We start from the raw sequence: 23,723 nt of genomic DNA on the forward strand, positions 1-23,723 counted from the left end.
TCGTTGCTGCAGGCCTTGCCTGAAGCGAGATGCGCATTCTACGCACCTGAGTTTTAATGTCAACGTTTTATTTAAATTTATTTTAAAAGTTTGAAACTTTCAAAACCAACCAGTTTAAAACGTTACGTTAACTAATTCAGCCTAAACCGCGGTAGATAACTTATTAAAACAGCTCGTTGGGGTTACCCCTTGGAACTGGAGCGCATTTTAGAGATTTTTGGCTTCACGTCAACACCTAAAATGCATTTAATTGCGAATATGTGTTTGTTTGCTTTTTAATTGAACTAATCGGCTAATTTACAGACTAACCCTATGAAGTAAGCCAATTTTGGTGAGTCGTTTTCTTGTTTTCTTGTTTATTTGTTCATATGTACAAATAAACAGGAGATATAAAGTAACTTATACTCTATATTGATTTACTCATAAGAATAATAACCTTCAAATATAGTGGATCTTTCGACGATATTTGTACAGAGAGCATAACAAATGAAAAAAATACTCATCTTGTTAATGCTTGCTGGCATTAGTAGTACGGTTGTGGCGAAGGATGTTGCCGAATATAAACAGGAACGTTTAATAGCTAAGATATTAAACCAACAAGTAAAAAAACATAGAACAATTCAAAGCAGTGTCCATGCAATACTTTCACGCTATCCTGAAAAAGTTGATGTAGTTATGGCGGTTGCCTTAAAACGCTATCCGGAAGAGTATCGCCAAATTATGTTAGGCGCTTTATCAGCACAACCGGTACTAGCATGCGATGTCATAGAAAACGCCATAAAAGCTAAAGTCGCTCCTAGCAGTGAACTTGTTGAAATAGCCATAACAGCAGAGCCTGCTTATGCTCAAGAAATAGTTAACACTGCAGTTCAATTCAATCCAACTGAAATTGAAAATATTGTTCGAGTTGCTATACGAACTGAACCATACGATAGCAGTAATATAGTAAACAACACTGTATCTAGTTACCCAAGCAAAATGTTAAATATTCTGACAGCCGCTATTACAGCACTTCCTGAGCAGGCAACTAATATTGTCAAAGATATTTTAGCTTTATTTCCTAATGAAGCAGACACTGTAGTTGAAGCCGCAGTTCAACAGAGTAGTGATAGTCACAATAATGGTATTGTAAACGCTGCCATTGATTCAGGATTTGATAGGGATTCTGCAATTGCAGCCGCTGTAGCCGGTGGTGCCAAAAAAGAAACTTTGGTTACATTGAATAATTAGTAATTGGTCACTTTATTAATTCAATTGCTATAAAAAATTATGGGACGGGACACGTTCTACAAAAAAGCCCAGTAATTACTGGGCTTTTTATTGTCAAATTTTTATCAATTAATGTTAGCTTTGTTCTCGCTCAATAGCTCGATAAGCAATATCAGTACGATATTCAACACCTTGCCACGAAATTTGCTGCAATAACTCATAGGCTGCTTGTTGCGCTTGAGTAACATTATTACCTAGTGCTGTTGCACATAAAACACGACCACCTGCGGTAACTATGGCACCATTTTTTTCAGCTGTACCAGCATGGAATATTTTTCGATCAGATGCTTTATTTATATCTAGACCAGAAATAACATCGCCTTTGGGATAACTCGCCGGGTATTTAGCTGCCGCCATTACAACGCCTACCGCTGGGCGTGGATCAAAATCAATCGTTGCTTTGTCTAATTCGCCACGACAAGCCATCATACACAACTCAACAAGATCAGATTTTAATCGCATCATAATTGGCTGAGTTTCAGGGTCACCAAAGCGACAATTATATTCTATAACTTTCGGCGTGCCATCAGTATCAATCATCAAACCTGCGTATAAAAAGCCAGTATAAGGTGCGCCTTCTCTCGCCATACCTTCAACGGTAGGCATAATAACTTCATTCATAGCGCGTTGATGAATTTCAGGTGTAACAACCGGCGCGGGAGAATATGCACCCATGCCACCAGTGTTTGGTCCTTTATCACCATTGTAAGCACGCTTATGGTCTTGGCTAGTGGCAAATGCTAAAACATTTTTTCCGTCAACCATGACAATAAAGCTGGCTTCTTCACCTTCTAAAAATTCTTCAATCACCACGCGATGCCCAGCATCACCAAAAGCATTACCAGCAAGCATATCCTGAATCGCGTCTTCTGCTTCTTTAAGTGTCATAGCAACAATAACGCCTTTGCCTGCTGCAAGACCATCGGCCTTAACAACAATAGGGGCGCCTTGCGCTCGAACATAAGCAAGTGCCGGTTCAATTTCGGTAAAATTTTGATAACTACCAGTTGGAATATTATTTCTTGCTAAGAAGTCTTTAGTAAATGATTTTGAGCCTTCAAGCTGTGCAGCTTTTGCACTTGGCCCGAAAATCATTAAACCTTCAGCTTGAAAAGCATCAACAACACCATCGACAAGCGGTTGTTCAGGTCCGACGATAGTTAAAGCAACGTCATTGCGTTTAGCAAAGTCGACTAAGGCTGGAATATCGCCAGCAGACATCGCGATATTTTCCAGTTTAGCTTCTGTAGCTGTACCTGCATTACCTGGTGCAACAAAAACTTTTGTTACTGAAGATGATTGTGCAGCTTTCCATGCTAAAGCATGCTCACGACCGCCACTACCAATTACCAAAACATTCATTAACTTTAATTCCTAGTTTGTTAAATCGCTATAACTGTAGAAGTCAGGTTATAGCGGCTCAATATTATTTTACAAATTTTAATGTCATGCGATCACTTTCGCCAATCGCCATATATTTAGCTTTATCTTCATCGCCTAAGCGTAAAACTGGTGGTAAAGTCCAAACACCTTTTGGATAAACAGCCATATCTTTTGCGTTTGCATTTACTTCACTGCTTGCTGCGAATGTAAAACCAGCCGCTTTTGCTTGTTCAATAGTTTTGCTTTGCGATACATAGCCAACTGCATTTTTAGGGTCTACACCTTCAGGCAAGCGATGCTCAACTACACCTAACACGCCACCTTTTTTCAATGCTTTGTATGCGTCTTTAAAGGCTTGTTCTACCCCTTCATCACGCCAGTTATGTAAATTACGAAAAGTCAGTACCATATCGGCCGTGCCTGCAGGGGCAAGTTCACTTGCTTGACGTGGTACAAAGTTAGTTAACTCTACTTCACTAAAAACAGCATCACTGGCTAATTTTTTAACTAACTGTTTACGTGAATTGCTGTAATAGTTATCTTCGCCAGTATCAGGATATTGAGCTCCATACAGTTTACCTTTACCTTTTACTGCGGGTGCTAAAATTTCGGTATACCAACCACCGCCAGGTGTAATTTCAACCACTGTCATTGACGGATTAAAGCCAAAAAATTCTAAGGTTTCTTTCGGATGACGATATACATCACGCGCTTTGTTTATTGCTGAACGGTGATTTCCAGCGATAGCTTGTTCAAGTTGACTTTGCTGATGAGCATCTTGATGAGCGTTAACTAAACCAGAACATAATAAAGTTGCAGACACGATTGACGCGGTAAAAACTTTTTTAATCGTTTGAGTTGTTGTATGCATTGTTATCTTCCATTAACTAGTAAATTTTTATAGAGGATAGTTATAGCAGATTTCGTTAAGATGTTCAGTGCCGTTAGTCTTATCTTATCGATAAAAAACGACATTTAAACTTAATTGCGTGTATCTAAATATTAATTTTATTACACATTTACCTACCAACTATGATTTACACAACAAAAATGCTCAAGATAACGACTCTATCTGAGCATTTTCATCATCAGTATCAATTAATGGCGGAAGTGACGCATACCAGTGAATACCATAGCGATATTATGTTCATCTGCTGCGGCAATAACTTCATTGTCACGCATAGAACCACCAGGCTGAATTACTGCAGTTATGCCTGCTTCAGCCGCTGCATCTAAACCATCGCGAAATGGAAAGAATGCATCAGAGGCCATTACTGAACCAGCCACTTCTAAATTTTCATCCGCTGCTTTAATACCAGCTACTTTCGCAGAATATACTCGGCTCATTTGACCAGCGCCAACACCGATAGTTGAGCTATTTTTAACGTAAACAATGGCGTTCGATTTAACATATTTCGCTACTTTCCAACAAAATTGTAAATCGCGCATTTCTTTATCTGTAGGTTGACGTTTAGTCACTACCGTTAAGTCATCACTCTTTACGTTACCTTGGTCAGTATCTTGTACTAATAAACCGCCGTTAACGCGTTTAAAGTCAAAGCCTGTTGTTTTAGTATCCCATTGACCACACTCTAATAAACGCAGATTAGGTTTAGTGGCAACAATTTTTGCTGCAGCATCAGAAATGCTTGGGGCAATTATAACTTCAACAAATTGACGAGAAACAATAGCTTGTGCCGTATCTGCATCTAATTCACGGTTAAACGCGATAATGCCACCAAAAGCAGACGTTGGATCTGTTTTATAAGCGCCTTCATAAGCCGCTAAGATATCATCACCAATAGCAACGCCACATGGATTTGCATGTTTTACGATAACGCATGCTGGCTCATCAAATTCTTTAACACACTCTAAAGCGGCATCCGTATCAGCAATGTTGTTATACGATAAGGCTTTGCCTTGTAATTGAATCGAAGTAGAAACTGAAGCTTCTTCAGGACTTGCTTCAACATAGAATGCTGCGTCTTGATGCGAGTTTTCACCGTAACGTAAATCTTGCTTTTTAATAAACTGGCTATTAAAAGTACGTGGAAACTTTTGTTTTTCTACGCTAACAGCTTCATCACTGTTATATGCTGGTAACATTTTACCAAAGTAATTAGCAATCATACCGTCGTAAGCAGCCGTATGTTCATAGGCAGCAATAGCTAAGTCAAAACGAGTTTGATAAACCAAAGAGCCATTGTTCACCGCCATTTCAGCTAAAACACGATCATAATCATGAGCATTGACAACAATGGTCACATCTTTATGATTTTTAGCTGCAGCGCGCACCATCGTTGGCCCGCCAATATCGATGTTTTCAATGGCATTTTCTAATGAACAATTTTCATCAGCAACGGCATTAGCGAATGGGTAAAGGTTAACCACAACGAGATCAATAGCGCTGATATCATTTTCAGTCATCACTGTTTCGTCAATACCACGACGCGCTAAAATACCACCATGAACTTTCGGGTGTAAGGTTTTAACTCGACCATCCATAATTTCTGGGTGACCTGTGTAATCAGATACTTCTGTCACTTTAATGCCGTTTTCAGCCAATAATTTCGCGGTACCACCTGTTGATAAAAGGTCGACACCTTTTTCTGATAACGAGCGAGCAAATTCAACAATACCGGTTTTGTCTGAAACACTTAATAGTGCACGTTTGATTGGGCGTGGTGTATCCATGGTTTTTCTAATTACCTATAAATTAAAATAAAATGGTTGTCTGGTCTATGACACATGTCCGTCGGGTTGAGCAGTACTCTACATCACGTCCATTATCATTATTATGCATATTTACTTTTACGGAGTAAAAGTTGACTAACTGGATAACTTTTACATCTCTAAAAACAAAAAAGCACCCGAGGGTGCTTTTAATTGACAGGCTAACCTGTCGTACTTCTTAGTTCATGCCGTATTTTTTTAACTTCTTACGTAAAGTACCGCGGTTGATGCCTAATAAGTTAGCGGCGCGGGTTTGATTTCCACGCGTATATTGCATGACTTCTTCTAGCATTGGCGCTTCAATCTCTGAAAGTACAAGGTCGTACATATCATCAACGTCATTACCGTTTAACTGAGACAAGTAGTTTTTAATAGCTACTTTTGCTTGTGTGCGTAAAGGCGAGGCCTTTGTCTGAGTTTGTAGATCACCGGTAATAAATGGAGAGGAAATATTTTGTTCAAACATAAAGTTCAGACTCTTTCTAAAGTTAAATTATCAAAATACATAGTTAATGCGTCAAGTTGTTCAGTAACTGACTCGAGTGCATTAAAAATAGAACGAAACGATTTTCCTTGTTCATGCGTTTGCATGTACCAAGAAACATGTTTACGGGCAAAACGTACACCCATAAATTCACCGTAAAATTTGTGTAATTCCATTACATGTCCAATTAAAATTGAACGTACTTCTTCCGTTGAAGGAGCAGACAAATGCCTACCCGTTTTCAAAAAATGATTAATTTCTCGAAAAATCCAAGGTCTCCCTTGGGCACCACGACCAATCATAATTGCATCAGCCCCAGTGTAATTCAGCACTTGTTCCGCTTTTTCCGCACAAGTAATATCGCCATTAGCAACAACAGGAATATTCACCGCTTGCTTTATTGCTTTAATGGTTTCGTATTCCGCATTGCCTTTATAAAAGTCATTACGAGTACGGCCATGTACAGCAAGTGATTGTATTCCGTTATATTCGGCAATATTGGCTATTTCAATACCGTTGCGAGTGTTTTCACACCAGCCAGTTCGAATTTTCAACGTTACGGGAATATCTACCGCATTAACCACAGCTTTAACAATTTGCTCGACTAATGCGGGTTCTTTCAGTAACGCTGAACCTGCTAATTTTTTATTTACCTTTTTTGCTGGGCAGCCCATATTGATATCAATAATTTGAGCGCCATTATCAGCATTGACCTTAGCAGCAAAAGCTAATTCTTCAGGATCTGAACCGGCAATTTGCACGGAACGTATACCTGCTTCTTTACTATGCAACATACGGCGCTGAGATTTACCGGTATTCCACACTTTTGGATTAGATGACATCATTTCAGATACCGCTAGCCCTGCCCCCATCTGACAACATAATTGTCTGAATGGTTGATCGGTAATTCCCGCCATGGGTGCAAGCATAGTATTGCTTGCTAAAGTGTATGGACCTATCTTCACGCTGTTGTTTTTTTGAGCTACTAGTCAAAAGGGCGCTAAGTTTACGCGTTTTTTTTAGGATTGAAAAGGATATAAATTGAACAAAAAGCGCTTTTTTTCACGTTTTTTATATTGACATTTTCTAAAGTGTTGATGCGAGCAGTTTTTGTACAAATTGATACCAAAAGCTGCTCACTTTTTAAGACATTTATTAGCAACTAATAACGAACACCAGATAAACGCACCCATTCGTCTTGCACAGTAACTGGGTCCATCTGACAAAACTCACCATATATAGTTTGTAATTGCTCGGCTTGCTCTTCTAAAACACCCGATAGTGCAAGCACACCATGACTAGAAACATATTCAATAATCACCGGAGCAAGTTCACGTAATGGTCCAGCTAAAATATTTGCCACTACCACATCAGCTTTACATTTTGGTTGATCTTTAGGTAAGAATAATTCTAAACGGTCTTCACATTGATTGCGTTTAGCGTTTTCTAAACTCGCTTGCAACGCTTGCGGATCAATATCGATACCAATCACTTTTTTTGCACCTAATTTAAGCGCAGCTAATGACAAAATACCTGAGCCGCAACCAAAATCGACCACAGTTTTACCGACTAAGTCTAAACCGTCGAGCCAAGTTAGGCACAAAGCCGTAGTTGGGTGTGTGCCTGTACCAAACGCTAAACCAGGGTCAAGCATAACATTCACAGCAGTAGGGTCAGGAACATCTAGCCAGCTTGGACAAATCCATAAACGTTGACCAAATTTCATCGGATGGAAATTGTCCATCCATTCTCGTTCCCAGTCTTTATCTTCAAGTTGTTCAAGCTTGTAAGCCATTTTGTTTTTATCTGGATGAATACTTTTTAAATAATTCAGCACTTTATCCATATCATGACTGGCATCGTATAAGCCCATTACCACGGTATTATTCCAATAAATGACTTCATCACCAGGAAGCGGCTCATATATAGGGGTATCTTTAGCATCGATGAAAGTAACGGCTTGTGCGCCACAAGCACTCAACCAATCGCTATATTTTTCAGCAGTCTCTTCATCAGCACTTAATCTAAGCTGGATCCAGGGCATGTTTCTTCTCATTAAAATTTTTTTGCTAGTTTATCATTCTCTACCGCGACAAAACAGCCACTTTAGCCATATACTAATCTAATAATTGCGATAAACTTAATGTCTTAATAAACATGACAAGCAATGTTATCACCACCTATTTCAACACCGTTGCATGCTTTAATTATTCACATTGTAAGGATTAAAATGCTAGATCTTCTCCCCGATTTATTCGACGACCATGCTGATAAGCTTTCTTTAGCTGCCCCTATATTTAAAGATTACGGTGGTAACATTATATTTTATGGCGAAATTGTTACCGTCAGCTGTTATAACGATAATTCCAAAGTTAAAGAACTTGTTGCTACTGATGGTACCAATAAAGTTATGGTAGTTGATGGTAAAGCAAGTATGACTAACGCCTTACTCGGTGACATGTTAGCCGAGCTAGCCGTAAAAAATGGCTGGCAAGCCATTGTGATTAATGGCTGTATTCGTGATGCTGGCACCATTGCTACTTTACCCATAGCAGTAAAAGCATTGGGTTGCTGCCCAATAAAAACCGAAAAGTTAGGCAAAGGTGAAGTTAACCAAGTTATTAATTTTGCCGACCTAACCTTTAATCCAGGTCAGTATATTTATGGCGATAGTAATGGTTTAGCGATCAGTAAAGCACTATTATCCTTTTAATAAGCATAACCTTAGTGCAACCAGTGTCACTAAGATTATAAATAAAGCTAAACGTCAGAGTGTAATAACCATGAAGTATTTTCCTATATATCTAGACGCCAAACATATTAACGCGATGATTATAGGTGGCGGCGAAGTAGCGGCCCGTAAAATAGAGTTGTTGTTAAAATCAACAACTCACATTTCCATTATGTCTGAAACGCTTAATAGCAGCGTTGAGCGTTTAGTAAATTTACATCAATTAAAATGGCTCAAACATAATTATCAACCTGGCCACCTTAGCAATAGTAATATAGTTATTGCGGCAACAGACAGTATTGAAGTTAATAGCGCAGTAGCAGCGGAAAGCAAGCAGTTAAAGCTACTGACTAATGTGGTCGACCAACCGGAACTATGCACCTATATAACGCCAGCAATAATTGATCGAAGTCCTATAATAATTGCTATGTCGAGTTCTGGTAGCGCGCCTATTTTGCTACGTATGTTACGCGAGCAAATCGAAAAAACATTACCTAATGGCTATGGAAAATTAGCTGACTTTTCTTTTAAATTTAGAGATCATGTTAAAGCGCGGGTAAAAAGTATGCGTGAGCGTCGAACTTTTTGGGAACGCACATTACGTGGCAGTATTGGGCAAGCTATTTTAGCGGGCAGAACAACCTTGGCTGAACAACATTTAATTGCCAGTTTAAAAACACAAACACCGCTGCCTGATGGTGAAATTGTTTTTATACATACAGGTAACGGTAATCCCGACCACTTAACACTGAATGCCCATCGAGAAATGCAGTTTGCCGATGCGGTTTTTTATGACCAAGAAGTCAATACCGATCTGATTGAATACATTAGACGAGATGCCAGTAAATTCCCGCAAGATATAGCCTCAAGTGTTTTAATTAATGTGCAACATGCATTAGATTTAGCAGAACAAGGTGAAAAAGTTATCTACTTACTGAATGGTTCAGTCGAGTTGCCCGAAAATAAAACCCTAGCGCAAAGTCCAATTTATAAAAAACATATTTATAGCGGCAGTTAATAAACCCATAAAGCAGACTTTATATATGCCAAGTCACTTTTATGTTATGTCCGAATTTGAGATTATCCCCGTTAAAAAATCAATACTATCGCAAAAATTAATCACGCCCACTTGCCAATACATATAGCTATAGAGGGATTTTAGATTGCATTTATGCGACTAATGCAATCGCGGTTAACAATAGAATTATAGCAACCGCATACGCTTGATTGCTTATCGGCTTTGTCGTACTGACCACGGTACTATCTTCCATAAGTGACTCCATATTAAAATTTATTACTCTAATGGCACTATAGAGTCGATCTTAATAAGCTAAGTTCATCACTTTACGGATCTTTACATTCGGGTTATAGACAAACATTAACAAGTGTAATAATGTTGATAAGAGCTTGCTTTCAATAACTAAAACCGTGAGAAACAGGAAGTTTTCAAATTTTGCGTTACACTAAATTTAAAATTAAAGTCTAATTAAAATGGAATGTAGTAGATGCCTAACAATAAAAATGCAAAAAAAGAACCACAACAAAATGAAGCGCCCGTTAATGAGCTTGACCAGCTTAGACAAATTGTATTTGGCGTAGCCGAGCAACAATTAAAAAAGCAAATTGCATTAACGCGCAGTGATTTGGAACACGCGTTAAATACACAAAGCATTAGCTTCACCCATCGCCTAGATAAAATGCAGGAAAATATCACCCAACGATTTTCTGATATAGAGCAACAAATACAGCATTTAGATAAAACCCATGATGATAATGAATTAGTTATTCAAAAAGATCTTGCTAATTTAGCCTCTGAGCATGAGATGTTTGCCACTGCTACTCAGCAAGACTTTAAAACTATGGAACAGTCACTTGATATTGGCAGTCAGACGCTATCTCATAATTTTAATGAACAGCTTGAACAATTAAAAACCCATCTTGAAAGTGTTTCAAAAGAGCTTAGTTCGTCGAAAACCGATAGAAAAACACTGGCTAAATTACTAGCAACCATGGCGACTAATTTAGAAGATGACGAATTATAATGCCAACCGATGCAGAAAAAGAAGCTGAATCAGCGCAACAACTAGAGAAAGTTCGCACTCTTCTGCTTGGAAAAGACAACAGTAGAATAACAGAAAGTATAAAAAAAGATGCTCGTAAAATCGTGGCTGAAGTCATTACTGAGGCATTGCACGATAGACAAAAAAAAGACCATTCTGTTGATAAAGTACTGCAACCATTTGTTGAGGATTCTGTTCAACTATCTGTTACCCACAATAGTGAACAAATGGTTATTTCTTTATACCCCATTGTCGGTAGTTTAGTAAGAAAGTCAGTGGCGGCTTTTCTCAGTGACTTTATGGAAAAAACTAATCAGCTATTGGAAAACAGCCTAACAATAAAAGGACTAAAATGGCGCCTTAAAGCTCGGCAAGGCGGCGTTAGTTACGCACAGTATGCAGCATCTCAAACCTTTGTTTATCGCGTAGAGCATGTTTTTCTGATTCATAGAGAGACTGGCTTACTTTTGAATACCGTTGCATTGGATAATGAAAACAAAAGTGATGCTGATATCGTATCGGCAATGCTAACGGCAATTAATGATTTTGTTGGTGACTCATTTTTAACTAACGATGAACGACTAAAAGAACAATTACAATCAGTTAGTACCGAAAACTTTAATTTACTGATAAAGCCTGGACCAAGCGCCTTGGTTGTTGCAGCCGTAAGTGGTAATCCACCCCAAAGCATAAGTGACCAATTACAGCTAACGGTTGAAAATATACATAGTTTGTATCTTGAAGAACTCAATAGCTTTAACGGCGATAATCAACAGTTTGACAATACCGACAATCTGCTGCGTGACTGCTTATTAACAGAACAAAAAACAGCAACAGACGATAAGAAAAAAACACCTTGGTTTGCTTGGGCAATCGTACTTTTAGTATTACTATTCGCCGGCTACAAAAGCTTTAACTGGGTAAAAAGCTCGCAACTTCACAATAAAATAATGCAGTTAGACACACAGCCAGGTGTTATCATCAAACAACTTAAAATACATAGTCTTGATGATATAACGTTAGATATTTTACGCGACCCTGATGCGTTAAATATTACTGACTGGCTGAATAATAATGAAATGAATGCGGCACAATTCAAACTTATTGAACGGAACTATTATTCTTTTGATCCGCCAATATTACGCGAACGAGCGCAACGCATAATTAAAGCATACCCAAACATTACCTTTACTTGGCAAAACAATACACTTGTACTTGCTGGCACATTAGACATCACCAAAACTGAACAACTACTTAATACATTAGCTATAGCTGGATTTAAAAGCGATAAAAACTTAACCTCCGAGCAATTGCAGCTCACATCTTCTCTCCCTACGTTACAAAGTAAGCAAATCCAGCAACAAATATTTGATGACCTTATTGGCCGCATCGCCGCACTTCAACTAAATTTTCCCGTTGCTGTAGAAACTATTACCCCTGAAATGCATGTGTCACTACAAAAGCTTTATCAATATGTACAACAACTTGAGCCAGTAGCAAAAGCACTTAACATCAATTATGGCTTGTTAATATTGGGCAGCAGCGATAATACCGGCAATAAAACCACCAACAATATTATTAGCCTAAAAAGAGCCAACAATGCCTCTTATGAGTTACAACAAAAGGGCATAAACAAAGATAAAATGTTTGTTTTAGGCCTAGGACAAATAGAAATTACCGCGATTAGTAGTAAGGCAAGAACTGTTATGTTTAACGTGATACATATAAATCAGGAATAATAGAGTGACTCCGCTGAAAATAAGCGTAGTATTTTAATTATACTGAGGCGAACTTAATAATTGTTCATTTAGCAAGTATTAAAGCTTAGCAAAACCAATAAGATGTCGAATATGGAGATGACGCTTTGATTCAAAAAAAAATCTGCCTTCTAGGGGCGTCCAGTGTAGGAAAAACAAGTTTAGTCAAACAATTTGTAGAAGGTATTTTTAGTGAAAAGTATCTTACGACCATTGGTGTGAAAATTGACAAAAAAACCATATTTTTAGAGAATGAAGAAATTCAGCTTATGCTCTGGGATATGGAAGGTAATGATACTTATAACGTTTTCCAAGAAAGATATTTACGTGGCGCGGCCGGTTATATCATAGTAGTTGATCAAACCCGTGCAACATCATTACATGAAGGTTTAGATATCCACACCCTTGTTCGCCAAGTAACGGACTGCCCCGCCATATTAGCTATAAATAAAAGTGATTTACCTGCCACTTGGAATATGGATGACAGTGAAAATAAATCCTACCAAAATCTGTTTGATTTACAGTTTTCCACCAGCGCTAAAACAGGATCCAATGTGGAAGAAATGTTTTCAGCCCTGGCTAAGCTATTATTAAGGAGTTAGAAGATGACACAGCTACTGAATAAAGTCATCAATGCATTAGAACAAATTATTTTAGAAGTTATCGACACTAACACAGGCACAGTGAAATGGGTTGAAGGTGACGGCGAATGGGCGATTGACTTATTCCCAAACGCGGGTAATCAACAGGCATTTGCTATTAATGAAGAAACTCCATTTTTGCAGGACTTTCTTTTTGACGCCACATTAATATGGCAAGCAGCTGAAAATGGTAAGTTACGTTCAGGCTTATGGACCGAAACAACTCACACTAATAAAGAGCTGTATCTAGAAGCGATTGCCATCAAGCAAGACCAGCATAATCTTCTGGTTATCACCAATCAACGTGAAGATTTTGAATTTCAGCAAAAAACCAAACAATTAGCTCGTGAAGTTTTATTATCATACGATCGTCTTTTTTTAAAAAATGAATATTTACATACCCGTTTACTGTCTATTTTAAAACAGCCTCCTGAGCAAAGTAATATCTTAACAACACTCACTAAAGTTATTGAAAATGCAGAGTTTGCAGTGTTAATCGCGAGCAGTGACTTCAGCACTAATATTGAAAATTCAGCCGCAATAAAACTCTTCGATCAAGGTACTTTGATAAGCAGTCAACCGTCTCGCCCCATAGATATCATTCTTAGATTAATGCAAAACCAATTACCTGAGTACGAGCGAATTTTATCGACTAACTCTAGTTGGGATGGTGAACTATGCTGGATATCGCCACCATCAACACTTAAATGGCTTAAAGTTGCTTTTTATCCAGTTAAAAATAAACTCAACGAAGTTGAGAATTGGATAATATTCGCCAACGACATTAGTACAATTAAACACTTAATACAGCGCAATGAGCAACTTGCGCTGCAAGATATGTTAACTGAATTACCTAATCGCTTTTCTTTTTTGCAAATGTTAGAAAAACATATTGCGGCAAAACAGCCATTTTATTTACTGTATATAGACATTAATGACTTTAGACGACACAACGAATTTTATGGCCATGACCAAGGCGACAAGCTACTAATAGAGCTGAGTAAACGCATCAGTGCTGTGGTCAAAACTTCAGACTTTATCGCGCGAGTCGGTGGTGACGAGTTTGCAATAATGCTTAATAATATTGACAACCAAAAGGCCTGTAAAATTGCTATCCAGCGCATTATTGACAGCATAAATAAGCCATTTCATACTAAAAAGTCAGAAAGCTTTAATATTAGCATCAGCATTGGCGCTGCCAATTACCCTCATGATGGACAAAGTGTTGAAGAGTTAATGAAGTTTGTCGACTTAAGCGCTTATAACGGTAAAAAGAATAGAAAAAATTCGGTACAATTTTACTCGCAGTCAATGAAAGACGCCTCACATCATTTAATTATAGTGGAGCAAAATTTAAGGCAAGCAATCAAAAACAATGAATTTGAATTATATTTACAACCGATTATCGATATAAAAACTAATCGCATCAATAAAGCTGAAGCGCTGATCCGTTGGAATCACCCTGAGAAGGGTTTAATTAATCCGGATGATTTTATTCCTATCGCAGAAAAGAGTGGCTTGATCATCGCAATCGGCGAATGGGTAATTAGCCGAACTTGCCAAATGGCCAAACAAATTTGCGATCTTGGATTTGATATTAAAATATCAATGAACCTATCTCCTTCGCAAGTCACTGATAATAATTTATTTGCTTATTTAAGTACCTGCATTAACGATAATAAAATTAACCCCCGCTTATTAGAGCTAGAAGTCACCGAAGGTGTCTTAGTTGATGATTATTCAGCCGCAGAGAAGTTATTGAGCAACGTAAGAACGATTGGTATGAGTGTCTCAGTTGATGATTTTGGTACCGGTTACAGCTCGTTGTCGTATTTGAAAAAATTGCCTTTGGACTTTTTGAAAATTGACCGTTCATTTATTAAAGAAATTGTTGCTGATGACAACGATAAAGCGATAGTACGTGCGGTTATTTCCATGGCACATAACTTAAATTTATGTGTCACCGCGGAAGGCGTAGAAACAAAAGAGCAATTAAGTTTTCTGGTTGATAATTCATGTAATTCGGTACAAGGCTACATTTTTAGTCGACCAATTAAATTAGATTATTTTATCAAATTACTGCATGAACAAAAGTAATAAGAGGCAAACTTAAAAAAACCTCGAACTCAGTTGAGCTAACCTAAGTTCGAGGTATTTAAACTTTTCTGGCCATTAAACCGGTGTCATTGCAGCGATATTCGCTACTTTCTCGCAACTAAATGCACGGTACTGGTTGAACGCTCAAGAAAAGCGCCTTCACAGTAAGCTAAATAATAAAGCCAAAGTCGCTTAAATTTTTCATCATAGCCAAGTGGGTTCAGTTCTGGCCAAGACTTTAAAAAGGCTTCACGCCAATGTGCTAGCGTTTTGGCATAATCTAGGCCTATATCACTAATCGACTCAGTAACTAAATCAGTATATTCAGTCAAATGGCCTGTCAGCACAGTAACAGAAGGTAAAAAGCCTCCAGGGAAGATATAACGTTGGATAAAATCAACATTGTGTTTGTAATGTTCAAAACGCTGATCCGCAATGGTAATTGACTGTATTAACAATTTACCACCAGGCTTTAACCTTTCATTACACTGCTTAAAAAAGCTCGGCAAATATTCAAAACCAACAGCTTCTATCATTTCTATTGATACTAATTTGTCATATTCACCAGTTAAGTCTCGGTAATCTTGTTTTAACAGCGTTATTTTTTCTGTTAACCCTAATTGCTCAATGCGATCTTTAGCATATGCATGCTGCGCATCAGAAATTGTCGTCGTGGTAACCCTGCAACCATAATGTTGCGCTGCATAAATAGCTAAGCCGCCCCAACCTGTGCCAATTTCTAATAAGTGGTCATCTGCGGTTAACTCTAAACGTTGGCAAATAGTCAACATTTTGTGAACTTGCGCCTGCTCTAGGCTCGCTTCTTCGTTAGGATATATAGCCGACGAGTACATCATTTCAGGATCAAGAAAACGACTGTAAAGTTCATTACCTAAGTCATAATGTGCAAGAATATTCTTTTTTGATCCTGCCTGGCTATTACGGTTACCGCGATGAAGCAAAGCATATTTAAGCTTTGTTAACCAAGGTTTCTGCTTTTCAATACTATCAATTTCCTGCTGAGCGCGAGCAAATATGCGAATGACTGTGGTTAAATTTGGGCTACTCCACTTTCCAGCAATATAAGCTTCTGCAACTCCAATAGAACCGCCTTTTACAAAATCACGATAAACACTACTGTCATGTATATTTATACGACCCATTAAAGAGTTATTTTCAACAAACTCCGGAAAAAGAAAACGCTGAGTATGATCAACTAATTCAATTTGACCATAGTTAATTTTTGCAAAAACTGAGAAGACTAAACTACGACAACGTTTGTCTAGCCAATTTGCTTGTTTTTTGATTTTTAATCCTGACACTTGTTCCACCACTAAACTCCTGTTTTAGGTTTTGTTGGTTTACCTTTTTAGCTTATGTTCTTGGCTTACTTTTTTGGTAACCAATAAATGGTATACGTTTCAAGAACAGCTTCATGGCTTGCCAATATATGCCCAACACTATTTTTAATGTCATCACCGGTATATTTATCCAGAGTTGCCATAACGACGTTTTGGTAAACGGCGCTTTAATTAAATTCATTGTTACATCAAATATTTTTTCATCAGGTTTTATTTTACTATCATCATCGTTAGTACCCTTTAGATGGTTTTCTATATGTACTAATAATTTTGAACTAGTCATCGTTGGCGGTTTAATAAGCCATTTATAGCACATGTTCAAATCCATAAAAGGTGATACATGAAAGTTTTTATCAGTAATATGCGACGGTGAATCTTGGTTATTATGGTCACTGTTACCTAATGGTACTAAGTAATAATGCCGTTCATTCCATGGCGTATTACTAACCTCCACCAATACTTGCGTACAAGTTTCAGTGGCGTCATAACAAAAATAAAAATTTGCCGGACTAAAGTAAAACCCCAAACACCTAACCTGAACTAACATGGTAATGCGGCTTATGTCTTCAAAACCCGATAACATTGCTACTTTATTCTTTATACGTTGCTTAAGGCATTCAGGTTCACCTTTAAGGTAATCCTTTTCGTTAAACCTCAACAAGTTGAACCAAGAAAAGCCAAAAATCCCACGCGGGCTTTGCTTAGCGTGCATTTCATCAACATCTAGCGCCAGCATATATAATTGATAACTAAAGCTGTGCGATTTAGGCGTAAATCGTCTATGTCTTATTTGACCACGATAAATACGGCTATGTAGTGAAGGCTCAACCATTTTTAAGTTTCAATTCAGTTTTTTGCAAATAACAATCAAAGCGTTTTGCAACGTCTACGGCACTTCTAACACCGTCTTCATGAAAACCGCTATACCAATATGCGCCAGCAAAATGGGTTTTTTTCTGACCACATATGGTTAAGCGTTGGTGCTGAGCATTGATAGCATCAGTTGAAAATACCGGGTGATGATAAGTAAATTCACGTAGAATTTTGCTTGGGTCAATAGCTTCACGCTGATTCAAGGTCACGCAGAACACATGCTGTGAACTCAGTCCTTGCAAAATATTCATATTGTAAGTAACACTGGCAGGCTTGGTTCTGTTTGAACTCAATTGGTAATTCCAACTCGCCCATGCTTTTTCTCTTTTCGGTAATAAATTAATATCGGTATGCAAAACAACCGAATTCTCGCTGTAAGGTATTGCGCCCAGTATTTCTTGCTCTTGCTGGCTAGCGTCACCAAGTAGTGCCAAAGCTTGATCTGAATGACACGCTAAAACTACTTCATCAAAGCTTTGAACTTCACCCGTGGCAAAATGCAATTGCACCTCATTATTTTCACGAGTAACTTGGGTTATATCAGCATTAAGATAAATATTATCAGCAAATGACTTACACAGCGGGGCTAAATAACTTCTTGAGCCATTTGGCACAACATACCATTGTGGACGATCAGCGATATTCAACAAGCCGTGATTATGAAAAAATTTAACAAAAAAATGAAATTGAAACTCTTGCATTTGCACCAAGGAACTAGACCAAATAGCCGCCCCCATCGGTAATATATAATGCTCAGCAAAGTAGTATCCAAAATTATTCTCTTGCAAAAACTGACCTAAAGTTAAGCTATCGTCATAGTTTCTCGCATGATAACTTTGCTTGCAAAGCTTGTTAAATCTTAAAATTTCTTTTACCAACCACCAAAATTTGGGGTTAAATATATTGCGGCGTTGAGCGAATAAAGTATCGAGATTATGGCCATTGTATTCCAATCCGGTATCTGAATTGTGTACTGAAAAGCTCATTTGTGTTTCTTGCTTACCAACGCCAATTTCGTCCAGTAAGGCTAAATAATTTGGATAGGTTTTATTATTAAAAACAATAAAGCCGGTATCAAGGACATAGTGCTGCCCCGATAACTCAACATCAACCGTCGCCGTATGTCCGCCAATATGGGCTGACTTTTCAAAAACACTGACTTGATGCTTTTTCGATAATAAATAAGCGGCGGTTAAACCTGATACACCTGCACCTATAATGGCGATTCGCTTCATTTTTTATCATTCCTTACATTTTTGTCATTTGATTCATTTTTTAAAGCAATGCTTTGCCAAATAAAATTGGGCAGCAGTGAGATAAACCTCATTATCCAAGTTAATCTTTTAGGGAAATGCAGATATGATTTACGCTCACTTACACCTTGGTAAATACGACTGGCTGCTTGTTCGCTGCTGAGTAAGAACGGCATAGGAAAATCATTTTTGTCAGTTAATGGCGTTTTAATAAACCCTGGATGTACTAAGGTAACGGCTATGTTCTCTGCTTTTAAATCCAAACGTAAACTATTAGCCAGATAATCTATCCCAGCTTTAGAGGCACCATACGCTTCTGCCCGCGGAAAAGGCAGTATAGTGGCACTTGAGCTAACAAATACTATTTGCCCACCGGTAATAACTTTTGGCAAAAAGTATTCAAGTATGTGACCCAGAGATTGTAAATTTGTAGCAATAACGCTGGCAAACAGCGCACCATCAAATGCTTTAGCATTGTCGATATAACGACAATCGCCAGCATTAAGCATTAAAATATCAATGTGCTCTATTTCGTTTATTTTATTGGCGGCTTTGCATATTTGTTCGGTATCAGTGACATCAAAAGCAAGCGGGATAACATGGGCATTATCATGTGCTAATTGTTTTAGCTTTTCCTCATTACGACCACAAGCAATAACCTGATAGCCTTTGGATATATATCGATGTAGTAAAGACTCACCTATACCAGAAGTAGCACCTGTGATGAGAATAGTAGGCTGCTTATTCATTCTGTAACCGCCCTATTTTTAAGCCAGCGAATAACACGTCCAAAAAAAGGAAGTTGCTCATAAAGCATAGCCCCTAAGTCTAGGTAATCACGATGGTAAATAACTTTATCACCATCGCCTTTAAGATGAGAACTACCTTGCACAGTCACGATTTCACCTGAATTTAAGCGTGGATGTTGAAAGCTCATTTGCCAATATATAGCGGCCTCTGAATCTTGAGCTATTACCTGCTCAATTTTGAATTCACAATAACTAAGTTTTTGGTAAAGCTTATTAAAGTAATTCTTTAGTTGTTCAAAACCGGCAAGCTGATGCATTGGGTCAATAAATATTATATCTTGATGATAAACGTCAGCTAACAACTGTAAATTATCCGTTGATAGCTTCTGGTAAGTATCAATGAATTTAACTAACCACAGTGCATCTCGGGGTTGGGATTTCAGCTCATCCACTTGTGTAACATTTTGATTTAACATAAATACTCTTAAAATTTGATATGTATACCCGTTCGATTTAAAGCTGCAAAATACAGCAATCTTTAACAGGTAAACTCAAGTCATAAAATAGCTACCTATAAAACTCAAGAGCCGCTAATCTAGCTTGCTTGTGTTCGACTATTGCCGGCCAATAAAGTGATAATTTTTCTTTAGCAATATATTGATGAGGAAAGTGAATTTCTTTATCAGGTAACTGCGCCAGCTCTGGTATAAATTTACGTATAAACTCGCCTTTTGGATCAAATCTTTCGCTTTGTCTGATCGGGTTAAAGACACGAAAGTAAGGCTGAGCATCACAACCGGTACTTGCTGCCCATTGCCAGCCACCGTTATTAGCAGCGAGATCGCCATCAATAAGCTGCTGCATAAAGTATTTTTCTCCCCAGCGCCAATCAATCAGTAAATGCTTTGTTAAGAAACTCGCTACCACCATACGCAGTCGATTATGCATCCACCCTGTTTGATTAAGTTGTCTCATCGCAGCATCTACCAGCGGATAACCAGTTTTACCCTGACACCACTGGGTAAACAGCTCATTATTATTAGGCCAAACAACACCGTAATATTTAGGGTTAAAACATTGATGTTTAGATAAGTTTTGTCGATGAAAAATTAAATTACGGTAGAATTCTCGCCAAATCAGTTCATTTAACCAGGTAAATTCCTCACTGTCTGAGGCGACTAAAATATCAGGAAAACGCTGGATAAATAACAAAAGTAAGTATCTAGGGCTAATAGCGCCTATCGCTAAATAGGGTGATAAACCAGACGTGGCTTTAATCGCGGGAAAATCACGTTTTTTGCCATAACTTGCCACTTTATATTCGTAGAAATCAGGAATAACTTGTTGTTCAACTTTTTCAGCTAAAGGCCATGCGTCGGATACACCTGAACAATTTAATGGCGGCTTAAATGTTAGCTTGGCTTCATCATTTTTTTCTGTTGAAACCCTAGCACTAGGTTTACCAAGGTAAGCAAAACCGTGTTGCTTTACATACGTTAACCAAGCCCGTTTATAAGGGGTAAATACCTTGTACATCTCGCCAGTTTTGTTTAACACTTTACCTTTTTCGACAATGACATCACTTTCAAACATACGCAATGGAACACCTTGTTCAAGACAAGACTTATCCCGTTGTTTTTCATTAAATTCTAATTCTTGATTAGCCACCACCTCACTAACATTATGCTGTCGGCAATATTGTTTTAAAAATGAAATTTGCGCTGAAAAATCGTCACAATGAACCACTTCCAAGTTAATATTTAGCGACAACAGTTGCTCAGTAAGGGCGTTGACATGGCGCTTGATAAAATCAATTTTGATTGCAGACCAGTCATGGGCTAGCCATTGTTTTTCACTGACAAAAAAAATCGCCTTAGCCGTTTCTAAGCCTTTATTTTTCTGTAGAAAATAATCTAATGCTGGATTATCATGAATTCTAATATCGTTGCGGAACCAAAGTAACAAGGACATTCCTTAATAATTAAATGAGCTTAATAACCGTATCTAAGCTTTAAAGACTCAGGGTAAGGGTTTAAGTAAGCTTGTTGGGCTAAATAGTTTTTGGGATATGCTAATAAGTAGTGATTAATCAGGGTTAATGGCACCATTAATGGCATTAAGCCTGCACGATAAGCATCAATTTGTTGTGATAATTCTTTACGTTGATCTTTATTTAAATGCTTAGAAAAATAGCCTTGAATATGAGATAACGTATTGGCATGATTCTTACGCGTTGCGACAAGCTTTAATGCGGTCATTAAACCAGAAATATATTGCTCTGCCATTTCTTCAACAGCAATATCTGCACTAGCCAACAAACGACCTAACTGCTTATATGCAATAAGATCATGGCTCATTAACGTGTACTTATATTGGGCATGAAAAGTGGTCAGTTTATGCTTACTAATTCCTGATTCAACTACGGTTTGCCAATGGCGATAAGCATAAACGCGAGCAACAAAGTTTTCTCTGAGGATAGGATCATTCAAACGGCCATTTTCTTCACAAGGTAACAAAGGGTTGGCTTTCATAATTTCTCTTGAAAATACACCGATGCCTTGGACTTGTAATGGGTTACCTGTAGGTGAATAAACTTTCACGCGCTCCATGCCGCAGGTTGGGCTCTTAGCACAAAATACATAACCGCTAAGGTTTTGAGAAATAGATGCTATTTTTTTTCCGTAGGCTTTTATCGCAGTTGTTACGTCGCCAGAACCGTCGGGCCTGGCAACTTTTATTATTTGTTCGTCTTTAATCAAGCGGATAGTGGGCCGAGGTATTGGCATGCCAACAGCTACTTCAGGGCAATAAGCTTTGTAAGTTACATGCTGCCCCAGCTCCTTATTGCAGAAGTTTGACGGTTTGTTACTGGCATCAAACCTAACTTTTTCACCGATTAAGCAGGCACTGATACCGATAACAACATCTTCTTTACCAAAATCTTTATACATAGCCACCTCGACTAGTAAATGAAAGCACCAATAGGGTTTAGTAACTTATTTATACCTTGGGTAAAGTGTAGTGCATCATTGGCAACAGTATAACAAAGGCAGCCATGTTCAGTTGCTGGTTGATGCTGATGGCGTTTATCAAGCATAATAAAATCGCCAGCCACATATTCACCTTGTTCATCAGCAAAAGTACCGGCTAACAATAATGTAAGTTCAAAGCCTTTGTGCGTATGTTCAGGTATTGAACCACCAGGCCCAATGTGCAATAAATTGGTATGAATTTCACCTTCACCTAAATTTAAACGAGCACGCGATAATTTACCTATTTGAGCTGTTTTACCTAACTCCATATTGCGCAGTGTATTTGGTAAGGTGTACTCCATACCTTTAAAAGTAATTAAACGTTCTTCATGAACAACTGCCGCCGGTTCAACGTCATTAGACGCGGTAATTTGATCAATAATTTCATCAAAGCTCATTGCTGATATTTCAGGGGAAATATCAATAACAGCAGATTTAGGTGATAAATCTTGCTCAAAACTCGCCTCTGCAACTTGTTCAGTAAGATGACCTATTTTCTGTTGGCAAAATGCACACATATCGGCATGTATCGCTATACCAGCAGCAAGTGAAGCGGGTAAGTCACCATCGACAAAACTTTGTAACAACTCAAGTTTAGGGTGATGTTTAATCATGGTGGTCTCCTAGTTTCAACTTCAGTTTGCCGAGTGCAAGCCTAAGTCGCGACTTTATTGTGCCTAGTGGTAAATCAAGATGAACGGCTAACTGCTCTTGTGACATTTCCATAAAGTAAAAACCTTTAACCACTTGTTGTTGGTTTTCAGGCAGGGTATCAATAATACCTTGTAGATTTCGACTTTGAATGTGGTCACTAAACACCTCTTCTTCGGTGTTTAAAGATTCAGCTAGTGGCCATATGTCATCACTAAGATTATCTTCTTTATTCGCTTTCATTTTACGCAGTAAATCAAAAGTGACATTACGCATGATGGTATAAACCCAAGTGGTGGCAGCTCCTTTGCTGTCGTCAAACAGGTGCGCCTTACGCCACACATTACTCATAGTGTCTTGTACAACTTCTGCTGCGAGTGCTTCACTGTTGATTTTACTTTGGGCAATGCGTTTTATTTTGGGTGCAAAAAAACTAAACACCTCAGTGAATGCTTGCTTGTCTCTATCAACAGCTATTGATTTAAGCCATTGGCAAAGTTGGGGATGATCGATTTTATTAGTCATGTTACTAGAGGTGGCATAGGTCATGATACTAGATGTAGCATCTGTTCTGTGACTTGGCAACTCTGAATGCACTAACTGCATAATTCTTACCCATTATTTTGTTATAGTGCCCTATACGATGCGC

Annotated in this window: 22 protein-coding genes; 7 read left to right on the plus strand and 15 right to left on the minus strand. The window is 38.1% G+C overall.

Annotated elements, in window-relative coordinates:
- The first annotated feature begins 486 nt into the window (after positions 1-486).
- On the plus strand, positions 487-1,230 hold the full coding sequence (locus H4J38_RS09310) for a hypothetical protein (RefSeq protein WP_182131529.1): 744 nt from the start codon (positions 487-489) through the stop codon (positions 1,228-1,230).
- A 114-nt stretch (positions 1,231-1,344) separates the two neighbouring features.
- Here the strand turns inward: H4J38_RS09310 and purD are convergent, their stop codons facing one another.
- The 6 genes from purD to prmA all read right to left on the minus strand — a co-directional run bounded on the left by purD (position 1,345) and on the right by prmA (position 7,913).
- A complete protein-coding gene (gene purD, locus H4J38_RS09315; RefSeq protein WP_182131530.1) occupies positions 1,345-2,631 on the minus strand; it encodes a phosphoribosylamine--glycine ligase in 1,287 nt (428 codons plus the stop codon).
- Between the two features lie 64 nt (positions 2,632-2,695).
- A complete protein-coding gene (locus H4J38_RS09320) occupies positions 2,696-3,523 on the minus strand; it encodes a class I SAM-dependent methyltransferase (RefSeq protein WP_182131531.1) in 828 nt (275 codons plus the stop codon).
- Between the two features lie 227 nt (positions 3,524-3,750).
- On the minus strand, positions 3,751-5,346 hold the full coding sequence (gene purH / locus H4J38_RS09325; RefSeq protein WP_182131532.1) for a bifunctional phosphoribosylaminoimidazolecarboxamide formyltransferase/IMP cyclohydrolase: 1,596 nt from the start codon (positions 5,344-5,346) through the stop codon (positions 3,751-3,753).
- A gap of 217 nt (positions 5,347-5,563) precedes the next feature.
- A complete protein-coding gene (gene fis, locus H4J38_RS09330; protein WP_044832893.1) occupies positions 5,564-5,851 on the minus strand; it encodes a DNA-binding transcriptional regulator Fis in 288 nt (95 codons plus the stop codon).
- A gap of 5 nt (positions 5,852-5,856) precedes the next feature.
- Entirely contained in the window at positions 5,857-6,834 is a 978-nt protein-coding gene (dusB, locus tag H4J38_RS09335; RefSeq protein ID WP_182131533.1) for a tRNA dihydrouridine synthase DusB, read from the minus strand.
- A 197-nt stretch (positions 6,835-7,031) separates the two neighbouring features.
- The gene (gene prmA, locus H4J38_RS09340) at positions 7,032-7,913 is read right to left on the minus strand and encodes a 50S ribosomal protein L11 methyltransferase (RefSeq protein ID WP_182131534.1); all 882 of its coding nucleotides are present in this window, start codon (positions 7,911-7,913) and stop codon (positions 7,032-7,034) included.
- 186 nt (positions 7,914-8,099) lie between these two features.
- Here prmA and H4J38_RS09345 point away from each other — a divergent pair, with 186 nt between their 5' ends.
- The 6 genes from H4J38_RS09345 to H4J38_RS09370 all read left to right on the plus strand — a co-directional run bounded on the left by H4J38_RS09345 (position 8,100) and on the right by H4J38_RS09370 (position 15,155).
- Positions 8,100-8,582, plus strand: coding sequence for a putative 4-hydroxy-4-methyl-2-oxoglutarate aldolase (locus H4J38_RS09345; RefSeq protein WP_182131535.1), 483 nt, complete (start codon positions 8,100-8,102; stop codon positions 8,580-8,582).
- Positions 8,583-8,652: 70 nt separating this feature from the next.
- Complete coding sequence (locus tag H4J38_RS09350; RefSeq protein WP_182131536.1) at positions 8,653-9,618, plus strand: NAD(P)-dependent oxidoreductase; 966 nt, start codon at positions 8,653-8,655, stop codon at positions 9,616-9,618.
- Between the two features lie 487 nt (positions 9,619-10,105).
- The gene (locus tag H4J38_RS09355; protein WP_182131537.1) at positions 10,106-10,642 is read left to right on the plus strand and encodes a hypothetical protein; all 537 of its coding nucleotides are present in this window, start codon (positions 10,106-10,108) and stop codon (positions 10,640-10,642) included.
- The gene (locus tag H4J38_RS09360) at positions 10,642-12,399 is read left to right on the plus strand and encodes an OmpA family protein (protein WP_182131538.1); all 1,758 of its coding nucleotides are present in this window, start codon (positions 10,642-10,644) and stop codon (positions 12,397-12,399) included. Before H4J38_RS09355 ends, H4J38_RS09360 begins: the two co-directional genes overlap by 1 nt.
- 125 nt (positions 12,400-12,524) lie before the next feature.
- Positions 12,525-13,019, plus strand: coding sequence for a Rab family GTPase (locus H4J38_RS09365; protein ID WP_182131539.1), 495 nt, complete (start codon positions 12,525-12,527; stop codon positions 13,017-13,019).
- Positions 13,020-13,022: 3 nt separating this feature from the next.
- On the plus strand, positions 13,023-15,155 hold the full coding sequence (locus H4J38_RS09370; RefSeq protein WP_182131540.1) for a bifunctional diguanylate cyclase/phosphodiesterase: 2,133 nt from the start codon (positions 13,023-13,025) through the stop codon (positions 15,153-15,155).
- Between the two features lie 104 nt (positions 15,156-15,259).
- Here H4J38_RS09370 and H4J38_RS09375 read toward each other — a convergent pair whose 3' ends face one another.
- The 9 genes from H4J38_RS09375 to H4J38_RS09415 all read right to left on the minus strand — a co-directional run bounded on the left by H4J38_RS09375 (position 15,260) and on the right by H4J38_RS09415 (position 23,680).
- A complete protein-coding gene (locus H4J38_RS09375; protein WP_310733461.1) occupies positions 15,260-16,486 on the minus strand; it encodes a cyclopropane-fatty-acyl-phospholipid synthase family protein in 1,227 nt (408 codons plus the stop codon).
- 43 nt (positions 16,487-16,529) lie between these two features.
- Positions 16,530-17,348: a DUF1365 domain-containing protein gene (locus H4J38_RS09380; protein WP_182131541.1), complete on the minus strand. Its 819-nt coding sequence runs from the start codon at positions 17,346-17,348 to the stop codon at positions 16,530-16,532.
- Positions 17,341-18,624 (minus strand): NAD(P)/FAD-dependent oxidoreductase, encoded by a 1,284-nt coding sequence (locus H4J38_RS09385; protein ID WP_182131542.1) that lies wholly within the window; start codon positions 18,622-18,624, stop codon positions 17,341-17,343. Before H4J38_RS09385 ends, H4J38_RS09380 begins: the two co-directional genes overlap by 8 nt.
- The gene (locus H4J38_RS09390) at positions 18,621-19,391 is read right to left on the minus strand and encodes an SDR family NAD(P)-dependent oxidoreductase (protein ID WP_182131543.1); all 771 of its coding nucleotides are present in this window, start codon (positions 19,389-19,391) and stop codon (positions 18,621-18,623) included. Before H4J38_RS09390 ends, H4J38_RS09385 begins: the two co-directional genes overlap by 4 nt.
- On the minus strand, positions 19,388-19,867 hold the full coding sequence (locus H4J38_RS09395; RefSeq protein WP_182131544.1) for a nuclear transport factor 2 family protein: 480 nt from the start codon (positions 19,865-19,867) through the stop codon (positions 19,388-19,390). Before H4J38_RS09395 ends, H4J38_RS09390 begins: the two co-directional genes overlap by 4 nt.
- Positions 19,868-19,958: 91 nt before the next feature.
- Entirely contained in the window at positions 19,959-21,362 is a 1,404-nt protein-coding gene (gene phrB / locus H4J38_RS09400; protein WP_182131545.1) for a deoxyribodipyrimidine photo-lyase, read from the minus strand.
- 20 nt (positions 21,363-21,382) lie between these two features.
- Positions 21,383-22,342: a DUF523 and DUF1722 domain-containing protein gene (locus tag H4J38_RS09405; RefSeq protein WP_182131546.1), complete on the minus strand. Its 960-nt coding sequence runs from the start codon at positions 22,340-22,342 to the stop codon at positions 21,383-21,385.
- Between the two features lie 11 nt (positions 22,343-22,353).
- A complete protein-coding gene (locus H4J38_RS09410) occupies positions 22,354-23,037 on the minus strand; it encodes a ChrR family anti-sigma-E factor (protein WP_182131547.1) in 684 nt (227 codons plus the stop codon).
- On the minus strand, positions 23,030-23,680 hold the full coding sequence (locus H4J38_RS09415) for a sigma-70 family RNA polymerase sigma factor (RefSeq protein ID WP_259365471.1): 651 nt from the start codon (positions 23,678-23,680) through the stop codon (positions 23,030-23,032). The genes H4J38_RS09410 and H4J38_RS09415 overlap by 8 nt, the downstream gene beginning before the upstream one ends.
- Positions 23,681-23,723: the final 43 nt, after the last annotated feature.

This window comes from Colwellia sp. BRX10-3 (assembly GCF_014077505.1).
In the GTDB taxonomy this organism is placed as follows: domain Bacteria; phylum Pseudomonadota; class Gammaproteobacteria; order Enterobacterales; family Alteromonadaceae; genus Cognaticolwellia.

Coding starts and splice junctions, on each gene's coding strand:
- H4J38_RS09310 (WP_182131529.1), top strand. CDS start 487: ATGAAAAAAATACTCATCTTGTTAATGCTTGCTGGCATTAGTAGTACG.
- purD (WP_182131530.1), bottom strand. CDS start 2,631: ATGAATGTTTTGGTAATTGGTAGTGGCGGTCGTGAGCATGCTTTAGCA.
- H4J38_RS09320 (WP_182131531.1), bottom strand. CDS start 3,523: ATGCATACAACAACTCAAACGATTAAAAAAGTTTTTACCGCGTCAATC.
- purH (WP_182131532.1), bottom strand. CDS start 5,346: ATGGATACACCACGCCCAATCAAACGTGCACTATTAAGTGTTTCAGAC.
- fis (WP_044832893.1), bottom strand. CDS start 5,851: ATGTTTGAACAAAATATTTCCTCTCCATTTATTACCGGTGATCTACAA.
- prmA (WP_182131534.1), bottom strand. CDS start 7,913: ATGCCCTGGATCCAGCTTAGATTAAGTGCTGATGAAGAGACTGCTGAA.
- H4J38_RS09345 (WP_182131535.1), top strand. CDS start 8,100: ATGCTAGATCTTCTCCCCGATTTATTCGACGACCATGCTGATAAGCTT.
- H4J38_RS09350 (WP_182131536.1), top strand. CDS start 8,653: ATGAAGTATTTTCCTATATATCTAGACGCCAAACATATTAACGCGATG.
- H4J38_RS09355 (WP_182131537.1), top strand. CDS start 10,106: ATGCCTAACAATAAAAATGCAAAAAAAGAACCACAACAAAATGAAGCG.
- H4J38_RS09360 (WP_182131538.1), top strand. CDS start 10,642: ATGCCAACCGATGCAGAAAAAGAAGCTGAATCAGCGCAACAACTAGAG.
- H4J38_RS09370 (WP_182131540.1), top strand. CDS start 13,023: ATGACACAGCTACTGAATAAAGTCATCAATGCATTAGAACAAATTATT.
- H4J38_RS09380 (WP_182131541.1), bottom strand. CDS start 17,348: ATGGTTGAGCCTTCACTACATAGCCGTATTTATCGTGGTCAAATAAGA.
- H4J38_RS09385 (WP_182131542.1), bottom strand. CDS start 18,624: ATGAAGCGAATCGCCATTATAGGTGCAGGTGTATCAGGTTTAACCGCC.
- H4J38_RS09390 (WP_182131543.1), bottom strand. CDS start 19,391: ATGAATAAGCAGCCTACTATTCTCATCACAGGTGCTACTTCTGGTATA.
- H4J38_RS09395 (WP_182131544.1), bottom strand. CDS start 19,867: ATGTTAAATCAAAATGTTACACAAGTGGATGAGCTGAAATCCCAACCC.
- phrB (WP_182131545.1), bottom strand. CDS start 21,362: ATGTCCTTGTTACTTTGGTTCCGCAACGATATTAGAATTCATGATAAT.
- H4J38_RS09405 (WP_182131546.1), bottom strand. CDS start 22,342: ATGTATAAAGATTTTGGTAAAGAAGATGTTGTTATCGGTATCAGTGCC.
- H4J38_RS09410 (WP_182131547.1), bottom strand. CDS start 23,037: ATGATTAAACATCACCCTAAACTTGAGTTGTTACAAAGTTTTGTCGAT.
- H4J38_RS09415 (WP_259365471.1), bottom strand. CDS start 23,680: ATGCAGTTAGTGCATTCAGAGTTGCCAAGTCACAGAACAGATGCTACA.